The sequence below is a fragment of the Dietzia maris genome (assembly GCF_036287335.1).
Taxonomy (GTDB): Bacteria; Actinomycetota; Actinomycetes; order Mycobacteriales; family Mycobacteriaceae; genus Dietzia; species Dietzia cinnamea.
In genome coordinates, this window is record NZ_CP143053.1 from 2,584,280 (window position 1) to 2,597,412 (window position 13,133).

The following is a 13,133-nucleotide window of genomic DNA, read 5'->3' on the forward strand; positions in this document are numbered from 1 at the left end:
TACTACGCTCCCAGTCCGCGAGCGGCGACGGCCCGGCCGACGACGACACGCATGATCTCGTTCGTGCCCTCAAGGATGCGGTGGACCCGCAGATCCCGCACGATCTTCTCGATTCCGTACTCGGATAGATATCCGTAGCCGCCGAACAGCTGCAGCGACCGGTCCGCGATGTCGAAGCAGCGGTCGGTGACGAACAGCTTGGCCATGGCGCACAGTTCGACGTGGTCGGGCTCCTTGGCGTCCAGCGCCGCCGCCCGCCACAACATCAGCCGGCTGGCCTCCAGCTCGGTGGCCAGCTCCGCGAGGGTGAAACGGATGGTCGGCTCGTCGATGAGCGCCCCACCGAACGCCTCACGGTCCCGCACATGGGCCACCGCCCGCGCATAGGCCTCCTGCGCGCCGCCCAGCGAACAGGCCGCGATGTTGATGCGGCCGCCGTTGAGACCGCGCATGGCGATGGTGAAGCCCAGCCCCTCCCCGCCGGAATCCGCACCGCCGATGAGGTTGGCGGTCGGCACGCGCACGCCCTCCATGATCACCTGCGCGGTGGGCTGCGCGTTCCAGCCCATCTTCCGCTCGTCCGCGCCGAAGCTCAGCCCCTCGGAGTCCGCAGGGACCAGGAACGCCGAGATGCCCTTGGGGCCGGCGTCCCCGGTCCGCGCCATGACGAGGTAGACGTCCGACTGCCCGCCACCGGAGATGAACTGCTTGGTCCCGGTGAGCACGTAGTGGTCGCCGTCCCGCACCGCCTTCGTCCGCAGCGCCGCCGCGTCCGAACCGGCGCCCGGCTCGGTCAGGCAGTAGCTCGCGAACAGCTCCATCGAGGCCAGCCGCGGGATCCACTCCTGCCGCTGCTCGTCCGTGCCGAACTCGTCGACCATCCACACGCACATGTTGTGGATCGACAGGTACGCCGCCACCGACGGACACCCCCGCGCGAGCTGCTCGAAGATGCGGACACCGTCCAGGCGACGCATCCCGCTGCCCCCGACGTCCTCCGAGACATAGATCGCGCCCATGCCCATCCCGGCGGCCTCGCGCAGGACGTCCTTCGGGAAGTGGTGGGTCTCGTCCCACTCCTGCGCCATGGGCCCGACCCGCTTGTCCGAGAATTCGCGTGCGGCGTCGACGATGACCTTGTCGTCGTCATCAAGCGTGAACATCGAAGTTCCTCTCCTACGCCCGGTAGGCGTCAGTCCATCGTGGGGATGACGAACTCGGCGCCGTCCTTGATCCCCGAGGGCCACCGCTGCGTGACCGTCTTGACCTTGGAGTAGAACTTGATCGACTCCGGGCCGTGCTGGTTGAGGTCGCCGAAGCCGGACTTCTTCCAGCCGCCGAAGGTGTGGTACGCGATCGGCACCGGGATCGGGACGTTCACGCCGACCATGCCCACCTCGACGCGGGAGACGAACTCGCGAGCCGCGTCACCGTCACGGGTGAAGATGGCCACGCCGTTGCCGTACTCGTGGTCGCTGGGAAGCGCGAGGGCCTCCTCGAAGTCCTTGGCGTGGACGATGGAGAGCACCGGGCCGAAGATCTCGTCGGTGTACACGCTCATGTCGGTCGTGACCTTGTCCAGCAGGGTCGGCCCGACGAAGTAGCCGCCCGAGATGTCCTCGCCGTTGAAGGAGTCCGTGTACGCGCCCACACCGCGGCCGTCGACGAGCACCTCCGCGCCCGCGTCCGCACCCTGCGAGATGTAGTCGAGCACTCGCTCCTTGGACTCCGGGGTCACCAGCGGGCCGTAGTCGGACTGCGGGTCGTGGCTGTGGCCGACCTTCAGCTCCTTGACCTTGGGCAGGAGCTTCTCGATCAGCTTCTCGGCGGTGCCCTCGCCGACCGGCACGGCCACCGAGATGGCCATGCAGCGCTCACCGGCCGAGCCGAAACCGGCCCCGACGAGGGCGTCCGCGACCTGGTCCATGTCCGCGTCCGGCATGATGATCGCGTGGTTCTTGGCGCCACCGAAGCACTGCGCGCGCTTGCCCGTGCGGGCCGCGTTCTCGTAGATGTACTGCGCGATCGGGGTCGAGCCGACGAAGCCCACCGCCTGGATCGTGTCGTTGTTCAGGATGGCGTCCACGGCCTCCTTGTCGCCGTGCACCACCTGGAAGATGCCGTCCGGCAGACCGGCCTCGGTGAACAGCTCCGCCAGGCGGACCGGCACCGACGGGTCGCGCTCGGAGGGCTTGAGGACGAACGCGTTGCCGCACGCGATGGCCGGGCCGGCCTTCCACAGCGGGATCATGGCCGGGAAGTTGAACGGCGTGATGCCGGCGACCACGCCGAGCGGCTGGCGCATCGAGTAGACGTCCACGCCGGTGCCGGCGTTCTCGGTGTACTCGCCCTTGAGCAGGTGCGGAATGCCGATCGCGAACTCGATGACCTCGAGGCCGCGCTGGATGTCGCCCTTCGCGTCCGGGGTCGTCTTGCCGTGCTCGATCGCCAGGAGCTCCGCGAGCTCCTGCATGTTCTGGTTGACCAGGTCGACGAACCGCATGAGCACGCGGGCGCGCTTCTGCGGGTTCTGCGCGGCCCACGCCTTCTGCGCGGCGGCGGCCTTGGCGATGACGTCGTCGACCTCGGCCGTCGTGGCCAGCGGCACGACCGCCTGCGCCTTCCCCGTGCTCGGGTTGAGCACGTCCTGGGTGCGGCCGCCCGTGGCCGCGACGCGCGCGCCGTTGATGTAGTGCTCGACCTGCCTGAGATCCGACATGACCGTCCCTTCGTCAGCGGGGTCGCCTGGGCCGGGTTGCCCAGCGCCCCTCTCCCGTGATGTCCATCACCCTATACTTGCAACTCCTAGTAATCCATATCGGGGCGCCACCCGGGCTCGCACCCTCCCCTTTCGGGTGTACCGCCACCGCGGACGACGGACCTACTGTGAGCTGACTCACTACACAACTGGCACGTCCGTCGACAGGAGTACCCATGTCCCCGCTGCCCACCGAGGCCACCGTCCGGTTCCGCGCCGCCCGCGACTTCCTCCAGGCCCACGCGCAGGACTACGAGGGGGCCCGGGACGGTTTCGCCTGGCCCGAGCTGGACGAGTGGAACTGGGCGCTGAACTGGTTCGACGTCCAGGCCGAGGGCAACGACGATCCCGCGCTGTGGATCGTCGAGGAGCACGACGGTGGCAGTGCACCCACCGAGGCCAAGTACTCGTTCGACGAGATGCGCATCCGTTCCGACCGCACCGCCAACTGGCTCCGCGACCACGGAGTGGAGCCCGGCGACCGCATCCTGCTCATGCTGGCCAACCAGGTGGAGCTGTGGGACGTCATGCTCGCCGTGATCAAGCTCGGCGCCGTCGTCATCCCCGCGACCACCCTGCTGGCCGAGGGTGACCTGCGCGACCGGATCGCCCGCGGTGGCATCAAGCACGTGATCGCCCGCGCCGAACTGGCCGACCGGTTCTCCGCCATCTCCGGCGACTACCAGCGCATCTCCGTCGGCGGGGCCGACGTGAGTGGCCCCGTCGGCGGGGCCGACGTGAGTGGCGCCGCCGGCGGCGCGCCCGAGGGCTGGACCGATCTGGCCGGTGCGATGGACGCCTCCCCCGACTTCGAGCCCAGCCACACCACGCACGCCGACGACACCCTGCTGCTGTACTTCACCTCCGGCACCACCAGCAAGCCCAAGCTCGTCGAGCACACGCACGCCTCGTACCCCGCCGGTCACCTGTCGACCATGTACTGGATCGGCCTGCAGCCCGGTGACGTCCACCTCAACGTCTCCTCGCCCGGCTGGGCCAAGCACGCCTGGTCCAACGTCTTCACCCCGTGGATCGCCGGCTCGTGCGTGTTCATCTACAACTACTCCCGCTTCGACGCGACGGCGATGATGCGCGAGATGGACCGCTGCGGCGTGACCAGCCTGTGCTGCCCGCCGACCGTGTGGCGGATGCTCATCCAGGCCGACCTCACCCAGCTGCAGGTCCCGCCCCGCCTCGCGGTGGGCGCCGGTGAGCCGCTCAACCCCGAGGTGATCGGCCGCGTGCGCGACGCGTGGGGCGTGACCATCCGCGACGGCTTCGGCCAGACCGAGACCACCGTGCAGATCGCCAACACCCCCGGCCAGCCCATCAAGGACGGCTCCATGGGCCGGCCGTGCCCGGGCTTCGAGGTGGCACTGGTGGACCCGGCCACGGGGCAGGAGGTCACCGGCGACGGGGCCGAAGGTGAGATCTGCCTGCGCCTCGACCCGCGGCCGCTCGGCCTGATGGTCGGCTACCACGGCGACCCCGAGCGGACCGCCGCCGCGTACGCCGACGGTTTCTACCACACGGGCGACGTGGGCTCCCGGGACGCGGACGGCTACATCACCTACGTGGGCCGCACCGACGACGTCTTCAAGTCCTCGGACTACCGGATCTCGCCCTTCGAGCTCGAGTCGGTCCTGCTCGAGCAGCCGGCCGTGGCCGAGGCGGCAGTCGTTCCCTCCCCCGACCCGGTGCGCTTGAGCGTGCCCAAGGCGTTCGTCGTCCTGGCCGGGGACTGGGAGCCGAACGAGGACACGGCGCGGGAGATCTTCGAGTACTCGCGCACCCACCTGGCCGGCTACAAGCGGATCCGCCGGCTGCAGTTCACGGACCTGCCCAAGACCATCTCGGGCAAGATCCGGCGGGTGGAACTCCGGCGGGGCGAGTCGGGCAACGGCCCGTCGGTGGACTTCCCCGGCGAGTTCCGCGAGGAGGCGCTGCGCTGACCGCGACGACAACGGCGTGAGCGCCGCGCCCGCAAGGCCGCCCGCCGCACCGAGGGCCGAGGGGTGGGCGCTAGGTTGACAGTCATGACCGCACCCGAGATCGAACCCTCGCTGCTCGCCGTCGCACTCGCGGCCCCCGGCTTCATGCCACTGGAGGAGGGCACGACTCTCTACGAGATCGCCTGCGAGTACCTGGGCGACGGCGTGGGCGTGGAGATCGGCACCTACTGCGGCCGCTCGACGGTGTTCCTCGGCGCGGCCGCGCGCGTGACCGGCGGCAGCATCGTCACCGTCGACCACCACCGCGGGTCCGAGGAGCACCAGCCGGGCTGGGAGTACCACGACACCTCGCTCGTCGACCCGCACACCGGGCGCCTGGAGACCCTGGTCGCCTTCCGTCACACCATGTGGGACGCGGGTCTGGACGAGGTGGTGACCGCCGCGGTGGGCAGCTCCCGGCAGGTCGCCCGGGTGTGGGGCACTCCCGCGTCGTTCGTCTTCATCGACGGCGGCCACTCCTCCGAGGCCGCGCAGGCCGACTACTCCGGCTGGGCCCCGTGGGTGAAGATCGGCGGAGCGCTGCTCATCCACGACGTGTTCCCGAACCCCGAGGACGGCGGTCGCCCGCCGTACGAGATCTACTGCCGTGCCCTGGAGTCCGGGCAGTTCACCGAGGTGGCCGCCGTGGACTCGCTGCGTGTCCTGCGCCGGGACTCCGGCGAGGTCGGCGCGCCGATGCCCTGAGAGGGGTCACACGGCCCAGCGGCCGCCCGCGTTCCACGCGTCACCGGAGCCCGGGCGGCCGCGGCGTGTGTGCAGGAACCGCCCCACCACGGCGGCCCCGAGGTCGTCGACTTCCGGCGCCACCACGGTGCCCTCGACCCGCCGGGCCAGCGCGTCGAGGAACCGCGAGAGGCCGGGGTCCGCGCCCAGGCGGAAGAACGTGGTCTGCGCGCCGAACCGGGCGACCCTGTCGAGTTCGTCGACGGTCGTGCGGATGGTGTCCGGGTCCGGCGGGTAGGCGAACCAGGGTTCGCCGCCACTGAGCAGGTGCGCGGTGGGTTCGCCGTCGGTGACGATGAGCAGGACCGGTTGCATGGTCGGGTGCTCGCGGAAGAAGCGCCCCGCCAGGAGCAGCGCGTGGTGCAGGTTCGTCCCGGCCTCGTACTGGGCGTCCAGTGACAACAGTGACTCGATCGTGCGGGACTGGGCGAACCGCCCGAACGAGATGAGCTGGAGCCGGTCCTGCCGGAAGCGGGTGCTCACCAGATGATGCAGGGCGAGCGCGGTGCGTTTCATCGGCACCCAGCGGCCCTCCATCGCCATGGAGAACGAGGTGTCCACGAGCAGCGCGACCGCGGCCTGCGTCCGGGCCTCGGTCTCGCGGACCTCGATGTCCTCGGGCAGGAGCCGGACCCCGCCGGCGGGGTCACCGCCCTCGGCGGCGATGCGGGAGATCGCGTTACCGATCGTCCGCGGCACGTCCCACGACTCGACGTCGCCGAACTCCCACGCCCGGCTCGACCCCGTCTGGTCGCCCGCCGCCCCCGATGCGCGGGTCTCCCGCGCGCCCGAGCGGCCGGACAGCCGGCGGGCGGCGTCCCGCAGCAGCGACCTGCCCAGTTTGCGGAGCGCGGCCGGGGACAGTCGCAGGTCGCCGTCCGACCGGCGGCTGAGGTAGCCCGAGTCCCGCATGGCCTGCTCGAGACGGGCCAGGGTCTGAACGGACACCGCCGCCTCGCGGCCGAGGGTGCGGGCGACGGCCTCCAGATCCAGTTCGGACAGCGGCGACCGGTCGCTGCGGGACAGCTGCTCGGCCAGGCGGTCGAGGTCGCCGAGTTCGGCCATCGCGGCCGTCCCCTCGGACATGCCCAGCCCCTCGGAGCCCTCGAAGTCCTCGGAGCCGTCCCAGTTCTCCCCGGGTCGCAGTGTCTGAAGCAATCCGTCGAGTCTGCCGAGCTGCTCGGAGAACTCGGGGGAGCCGAACGCCTGCTGCGACAGGGCCATGAGCTCCTCCCGCTGCTCCGGGGTCATCGAGCGCATCATCCGCAGCGCTGCGGCCGAGCGCTTGGCGAGGGTGTCGATGAGCTCGTCGACGTTCTGCGGCTGCTCGGGGAACGCATCACCGTGTTTGTCCATGAACTCGCGGAAGTCCTCGTCGGTGTCCTCCCCGCGGGCGTGCTTGTCCAGCAGGTCGGTGAGGTCGGAGAGCATCTCGGACACCGCCGCCCGGTCGGCGTCGGTGGTGTTCTCCAGCGCCTGCTTCATGCCGGCGAACCGCGCGTCGAGGGCCTCGGCACCCAGCAGGTCCTGGATCCGCTTGTACGCCTCGCGGGCGTCGGGCGAGGCCCAGTCATAGTCTTTGAGTTCCCCCACCGCGGCCGCCGGGCTGTCGGGGAGGTTCTCGATGGTCATCTCCCGCAGGGTGCGGTCCATGGGGTCCATCTCGGTGTCGCGGGCGAGCTGCCCGCGTTCGGCGAGCAGCGCCTCGTCGAGCAGCTTGGACACCTCGTCGAGGGTGCCGCCCAGTCGGTGGCCCTTCAGCAGTTCACGCCGCCGGCGGTGGACGCGCCCGGCGAGCTCGTCGAGCCCGGTGTGGTCGCGGCCGCCGGAGCGCAGGAACTCGCGCATCGACTGCTCGGGCGAGTAGCCGGCCATGACGCCCTCGGACACCGCGTCGAGTGCCTCGGACAGGTCGAGCGGGGGCGCGAGCGGGTCCGGCCCGCCGACGTAGCGTCCGTAGCGGGCGCGGGGTTCTGGTCGCGGCATCGCGCACCTCCTGCTCCGGCGGCCGCGTGGCCACCGGGACGTGTCAGCCGTAGACGGCGGCGCCGTCCCCGGTCTCCTTGGACAGGCGCCGCGAGAGGTACAGCCCCTCCAGCGCCAGCTCGATCGCACCGGCCCGCTGGCCGGCGTTGGTGGCGCCGACCCGGTCGGCGATCTCGTCGTACAGCCCCGGTACGGACAGCTCGGGCAGTGCGGCCAGGAACTCGGCGGCCGTGACGCTCGCCCCCGTGGTCAGGGTCACCGAGCCGTCGAACGCCTCGACGAGCGGGGCCATGTCGATGCCGCGGAAGAGCCCGCGCACCACGTCCACGGTCGCGGTGCGGAGCAGGTACCGCAGGATCTCGGATTCGCGCCCCTCCTCGCCGGGTTCGAACTCGATCTTGCCGCGCAGGACCTCCACGGCGACGTCGAGGTCCACGAGCCGGGCCACCGCCTCGCCGGGGTCGTCGGCCCCGCGGACGGCGGCCCGCCGGCGGGCCGCCGCGGCGACGGTCTCCGCGCCGGCGATGGCGAAACGCGCCGACACCCCAGAGGCCTGGTTGATCGAGTCGGAGGTGCGCAGTTCGCGGGTGAAGCGGGCGAGCAGTTCCATGAGGGCGTCGGGCACCTCGGCGGTGAGTTCGGCCTCCTGCCGCACGACCTCGATCTCGTCGGCCAGATCGAGCGGGTAGTGGGTGCGGATCTCCGCGCCGAACCGGTCCTTGAGGGGGGTGATGATCCGCCCGCGGTTGGTGTAGTCCTCCGGGTTCGCCGACGCCACGACCAGCACGTCCAGCGGCAGGCGGAGCACATAACCGCGGATCTGGACGTCCCGCTCCTCCATGACGTTGAGCAGCGCGACCTGGATACGCTCGGCCAGGTCGGGCAGCTCGTTGAGCGCCACGATCCCGCGGTTGGCGCGAGGTACGAGTCCGTAGTGGATGGTCTCCGGGTCGCCCAGGCGGCGGCCCTCCGCCACGCGCATGGGGTCGACGTCGCCGATCATGTCGGCCACGGACGTGTCCGGGGTGGAGAGCTTCTCCACGTACCGCTCGGTGCGGTGGCGCCACTCGACGGGCAGCGCGTCGCCCTCGCGGGCGATCCGCTCGCGGGTCGGGTCGGTGATGGGGGCGAGCGGGTCCTCCCCCAGTTCGGAGCCGGCCACGACGGGGGACCACTCGTCGAGCAGCCCGACGAGGGTGCGCAGGAGTCGGGTCTTGCCCTGCCCTCGCTCACCGAGCAGCACGATGTCGTGCCCGGCGATGAGGGCGCGTTCGACCTGCGGGATCACGGTGGTGTCGAACCCGTGCATCCCGGGCCACGGGTCGCGCCCGGCGGCCAGGGCCGCGAGCAGGTTCTCGCGCAGCTCCTCGCGGAGGGTGCGGCTGGTGTAACCGGCGGCGCGCAGCTCGCCGAGGGTCCTGACGTCCGGCTTGTCGCTCACATCGCCCACCGTAACCCTGTGACGCGACTTCCGCTTCCGACCTACAGTGGCCGGTATGCGTTCCGTGCTGACCGCGATCCTCAACATCATCTGGCTGGTGACCGCGGGCGTGTGGTTGTTCCTGGGTTATGTGCTCGCCGGGATCCTGGCGTGCCTCCTCGTCATCACGATCCCGTTCGGGGTCGCGAGCTTCCGGATCGCCGCCTATGTCCTGTGGCCGTTCGGCCGCGAGGTCGTCGACCGGGGCCGGCCCGGTGGGGCGAGCACGGTCGGCAACGTCATCTGGTTCCTGGTTGCCGGACTGTGGCTGGCGATCGGCCACGTCGCCACGGCGCTCGCCCAGGCGGTGACGATCATCGGGCTGCCGCTGGCGTGGGCGAACCTCAAGCTCATCCCGGTGACGTGTTTCCCGTTCGGCAAGGAGATCGTGCGCTCCGACCGGGCGGCGATGGTGCCGGTCGCCTCTCGCTGACCACCCGCCCGGGCCTGCGGCGCCGTCCCCGGGCGGCGGCGGTCTCCGTGCCCGGGGCCGGCGGCCGGCTCAGTCCTCGATACCCGGCTGGTGGTGACTGGCGATCGACACCCGGTTGAAGGCGTTGATGAGCACGATCGTCCACTCCAGCGCCGAGAGCTGTTCGTCGGAGAAGTGGTCGGCGGCGGCCGCCGTCGCGGCAGCGCGTTCGTCGACGTCGTCCAGGCGTGTCAACGTCTCGGCCAGGCGCAACGCCGCCCGCTCGGCGTCGCCGAAGGCGTCGAGTTCTCGCCATGCGGGCAGCAGGTCGAGCCGCCCCTGCGACACCCCGGCCTCGCGGGCGGCGGGGACGTGGGTGGCCAGGCAGGCCGCGCAGCCGTTGATCTGCGACACGCGCACGTTGACCAGTTCGAGCAGCGCCTCCTCCAGCCCGGCCTCGCGGGACGCCTGCCGGGACGCGACGGCGGTGCGGACGAGCTGTTTGTAGACCTCGCGCTGGGTCCGGTCCAGCTGCGGGACCCCCACGTCAGCCGTCCTCCGCGCCGACCCGGGCGCGGTCGTCGTCGGTGGCGTCACGGTACGCCCCCGCGAACTCGTCGGCGTTCTTGCCGAGGAACCCCTCCACCATCGAGCACACGGGGACGATCGTCACCCCCTCGTCGCGGGTCGCCTCGACCGCTCCGCGGACGAGCGCGGTACCGAGACCCCGGCCCCCGAACTCCTCCCCGACCACGGTGTGGTGGAAGATGCGCTCCCCGCCGATATCGCGGAAGTCGGCGTGGCCGGCGACCTCGCCGGAGGCGTCCCGGATCTCGAACGCCTCGCGCGAGTCGGAGCGCTCCACGGTCACGGTGGTGCCGCTGCTGTCGGTGTACTCGGTCATCGGTGTCCTCCCCTACTCGGTGGTCCGTGCGCGCGGGTCGGGATTGACCCGCGGCCTGAGCGTGGTGTTGGGCAGTGCGGGCGCGGGCAGCCGGGTCAGACCCTGCGGGTCGTGGCCGATATAGCCGTCCACGCGGCCGAAGCGGTCGGAGCCGGCCTCCCACAGCTCGCGGTAACGGGCGATCGCGTCGTGCGTCCGCCCGATGAAGTTCCACCACATGATGATCTCCTCGGAGAACGGCGTGCCACCGATGAGGACCGCGCGTCCGGGCGTCGACCCGGTGTTGCGGATGGTCAGCGTGGTCTCACCGACGCCCGTGTAGGCGAGTTCGGTCACCGCGACGCGCACCCCCTCGAGCGTGAGGTCGCCGCTGTCCGCGAGCAGGTCGTGTTCGAACTCCGGGTCCACGTCGAGGGTCAGCTCGGCGCCGGGGTCGAGCCGGATCTCCGCCGCGACGAGGGGCGTGTAGGTGGAGACCGACGACGACGAGCCCATCAGTGACCCCATGAAGACCTGCATCGATCCGCCCTCGAGATGGACCGTGTCGGGCACGAAGTGGTCGAACCCGCGGCCGCCCACCTCGCGGTGCGACTCGGGGAGCACCGTCCAGAGCTGCACTCCGTGCAGCATGGTGGTGTCCTGGGTCGACACCTCGGTATGGCAGATGCCCGACCCGGCGGTCATGAGGTTGACCTCCCCGGGCCTCACGACGGCGTGGTTGTCGCCGGAGTCGTGGTGGGTGATGTTGCCCTCGAACAGCCAGCTCACGGTCTGCAGGCCGGTGTGCGGGTGCGAGGGGACGTCCATGCCGCCGCTGAGGGAGACGTCGTCGGGCCCGTAGTGGTCGACAAAGCAGAAGGCGCCGATGAGGGACCGTTGCCGCTGCGGGTGGGTCCGGCGGACGGTCATCGCTCGCGGTCCGCCCAGGGGGACGTCGCGGGCCGTGATGATCTCCACGGCGGCGCCGCCGGGCCGTGACCCGTCGGGCGCGCCGCCGGCCTCGCACTCGATCTCCTCGGGCCGGGGGTCGAGATTGGTCATTCGGCCACCTCCCGCATCTGCTCGCGGGCATCGGCCTCCTGCCGCCGCATCTCGAGCTTCCGGGCGTTGATCTTCCCGCCCAGCGCCAGGACGAGCGCCTTGTCGACCAGCGGCACCGGCAGGTGGTCCAGCAGGCGGCGGGTCAGCTCCCAGCGCACGGCGTAGCGGTGACGCGGCCGGGCGGTGGTGCCGGCCCGCCACACGGCCTCGGCGAGCACGGACGGGTCGGTGGCCTTGTCGTCCTCCCCGGCGGCCATCTCGCCCATCACCGCGGCCATGGCCGCGAACGGCGAGCCTGGCACGGTCGATTCCTGGAAGCGGCGCCGGATGGAGGCGGTCATGCCGGTGCGGAACGGGCCCGGCTGGACCAGGACGACGTCCATCCCGAGGAACATCAGTTCGCGGCGCAGGGCGTCACCGTAGGCCTCGATCGCGTGCTTGCTCATCGCGTAGGCGCCGTTCATCGGCATCCCGTGCTGCGGGCCGGTCTCGGAACTGATGAGCACCACCCGTCCGCCGGTCTCACGCAACAGGTCCCACAGAGCGTGGACGGTGCGGACGGTGCCCATGACGTTCACGTCGAGCACGTGCTGCACACGCTGCGGGTCGGTCTCGGCGAGCGGGCCGATCCCCAGGACCCCCGCGAAGGTGACGACGAGGTCGAGTCGACCGAAGTCGGCCCGCACGCGGTCGGCCAGTGCGGAGAGCGAGTCGGGGTCGGTGACGTCGGCGGCGACGGGCGTGATCCCCGTCGCGCCGGGCGGGGCCGTCAGGTCGACCGCGACGACCCGCCAGCCGCGACCGGCGTAGAGCGCGGCCGTGGCGGCGCCGAGGCCACCGCCCGCCCCGGTGATGACGACGACGGGAGCGGCGGAATCACTGTGGTCCATACCACGACGGTACCGGCGGAACCGGACCGGGTGGGGCGCCACCGACGGCTCAGACCGTGGCCCCGAGGCCGAGCTTGCCGGCGAGTCGGTCGATGTAGCCGAGGACCTCCTCCTCGGACCGGTCCGGGGTGCCGTAGACGAGCTCGTGCACGCCGAGTTCGCGGTAGGCCTCGATCTTCTCCGGCACCGGCTTGCGGTCGAGGACGACGATGTACGGCTCGCCCTCCCGCCCGGCCTCCGCCCACAGCTCGCGCAGCCTGCGCACGCTGCCGGAGATGTCCTGGGAGATGGGCGTGGTCATCCAGCCGTCGGCGCTGCGGCAGATCCACTTGAGGTTCTTCTCGTTCCCCGCCGCGCCCACCAGCGTGAGCGGGCCGGGCTTCCGGGCGGTCTTGGGCCAGGCCCAGCTGGGACCGAAGTCGACGAACTCGCCGTGGTACTCGGCCTCGTCCTCCGTCCACAGCTCCCGCATGGCCTCGAGGTATTCCCGCAACATCGTGCGGCGCCTACCCGGGGGGACGTTGTGATCCGCCATCTCGTCGAGGTTCCAGCCGTAGCCCACGCCCAGGACGGCCCGGCCGTCGGAGAGGTGGTCGACGGAGGCGATGGTCTTGGCCAGCGTGATGGGATCGCTCTCCACCGGGATGGACACGGCCGTGCCCAGCCGGATGGTCGAGGTCACCGCCGCGGCGGCGCCCAGCGCGACCCACGGATCCAGGGTCCGGCCGTAGCGCTCGTCGGGGAGCTCGGCGCCCCCGGTGCCCGGGTGCGCTGCCTCGCGTCGCACGGGGATGTGCGTGTGCTCGGGCACGTAGAAGGCCGAGAAGCCCGTCCGCTCAGCGGCGAGCGCCGCGGTGTGTGGCCGGATACCCCGGTCGCTCGTGAACAGCGTCAGTCCGAATTCCATACGCACTCCCTCGTCCGGGT

At 71.2% G+C, this 13,133-nt stretch carries 12 protein-coding genes; 3 read left to right on the forward strand and 9 right to left on the reverse strand.

What is annotated here, in order from left to right; all coding sequences use genetic code 11:
- Positions 1-2: 2 nt before the first annotated feature.
- Both VYL96_RS11930 and VYL96_RS11935 read right to left on the reverse strand, forming a co-directional pair.
- A complete protein-coding gene (locus tag VYL96_RS11930) occupies positions 3-1,163 on the reverse strand; it encodes an acyl-CoA dehydrogenase family protein (RefSeq protein ID WP_329437467.1) in 1,161 nt (386 codons plus the stop codon).
- A gap of 29 nt (positions 1,164-1,192) precedes the next feature.
- Positions 1,193-2,719 (reverse strand): CoA-acylating methylmalonate-semialdehyde dehydrogenase, encoded by a 1,527-nt coding sequence (locus VYL96_RS11935; RefSeq protein ID WP_007631640.1) that lies wholly within the window; start codon positions 2,717-2,719, stop codon positions 1,193-1,195.
- Positions 2,720-2,934: 215 nt separating this feature from the next.
- On the opposite strand from VYL96_RS11935, the gene VYL96_RS11940 reads away from it, so the two are divergent.
- Both VYL96_RS11940 and VYL96_RS11945 read left to right on the forward strand, forming a co-directional pair.
- Entirely contained in the window at positions 2,935-4,710 is a 1,776-nt protein-coding gene (locus VYL96_RS11940; RefSeq protein ID WP_131885301.1) for an AMP-binding protein, read from the forward strand.
- 84 nt (positions 4,711-4,794) lie between these two features.
- The gene (locus VYL96_RS11945) at positions 4,795-5,454 is read left to right on the forward strand and encodes a class I SAM-dependent methyltransferase (protein WP_007631668.1); all 660 of its coding nucleotides are present in this window, start codon (positions 4,795-4,797) and stop codon (positions 5,452-5,454) included.
- A gap of 6 nt (positions 5,455-5,460) precedes the next feature.
- Here the strand turns inward: VYL96_RS11945 and VYL96_RS11950 are convergent, their stop codons facing one another.
- Positions 5,461-7,479 carry a vWA domain-containing protein gene (locus VYL96_RS11950; RefSeq protein WP_131885302.1) on the reverse strand — a complete coding sequence of 673 codons (2,019 nt, stop codon included), beginning with the start codon at positions 7,477-7,479 and terminating at the stop codon, positions 5,461-5,463.
- Positions 7,480-7,522: 43 nt separating this feature from the next.
- Entirely contained in the window at positions 7,523-8,929 is a 1,407-nt protein-coding gene (locus tag VYL96_RS11955; protein ID WP_207913537.1) for a sigma 54-interacting transcriptional regulator, read from the reverse strand.
- Positions 8,930-8,975: 46 nt separating this feature from the next.
- On the opposite strand from VYL96_RS11955, the gene VYL96_RS11960 reads away from it, so the two are divergent.
- Positions 8,976-9,392 carry a YccF domain-containing protein gene (locus VYL96_RS11960; protein ID WP_131885304.1) on the forward strand — a complete coding sequence of 139 codons (417 nt, stop codon included), beginning with the start codon at positions 8,976-8,978 and terminating at the stop codon, positions 9,390-9,392.
- A gap of 69 nt (positions 9,393-9,461) precedes the next feature.
- Here the strand turns inward: VYL96_RS11960 and VYL96_RS11965 are convergent, their stop codons facing one another.
- The 5 genes from VYL96_RS11965 to VYL96_RS11985 are packed head-to-tail and all read right to left on the reverse strand — an operon-like array spanning position 9,462 to position 13,113.
- Positions 9,462-9,917, reverse strand: a complete 456-nt coding sequence (locus VYL96_RS11965; RefSeq protein WP_070722421.1) for a carboxymuconolactone decarboxylase family protein — start codon at positions 9,915-9,917, stop codon at positions 9,462-9,464.
- 1 nt (position 9,918) lies between these two features.
- Positions 9,919-10,275: a GNAT family N-acetyltransferase gene (locus VYL96_RS11970; RefSeq protein ID WP_131885305.1), complete on the reverse strand. Its 357-nt coding sequence runs from the start codon at positions 10,273-10,275 to the stop codon at positions 9,919-9,921.
- A 12-nt stretch (positions 10,276-10,287) separates the two neighbouring features.
- Positions 10,288-11,316 carry a pirin family protein gene (locus VYL96_RS11975; protein WP_131885306.1) on the reverse strand — a complete coding sequence of 343 codons (1,029 nt, stop codon included), beginning with the start codon at positions 11,314-11,316 and terminating at the stop codon, positions 10,288-10,290.
- Positions 11,313-12,206: an SDR family NAD(P)-dependent oxidoreductase gene (locus VYL96_RS11980; RefSeq protein ID WP_131885307.1), complete on the reverse strand. Its 894-nt coding sequence runs from the start codon at positions 12,204-12,206 to the stop codon at positions 11,313-11,315. The genes VYL96_RS11975 and VYL96_RS11980 overlap by 4 nt, the downstream gene beginning before the upstream one ends.
- 49 nt (positions 12,207-12,255) lie before the next feature.
- Positions 12,256-13,113 (reverse strand): LLM class F420-dependent oxidoreductase, encoded by an 858-nt coding sequence (locus VYL96_RS11985; protein ID WP_131885308.1) that lies wholly within the window; start codon positions 13,111-13,113, stop codon positions 12,256-12,258.
- Between the last annotated feature and the right edge of the window lie 20 nt (positions 13,114-13,133).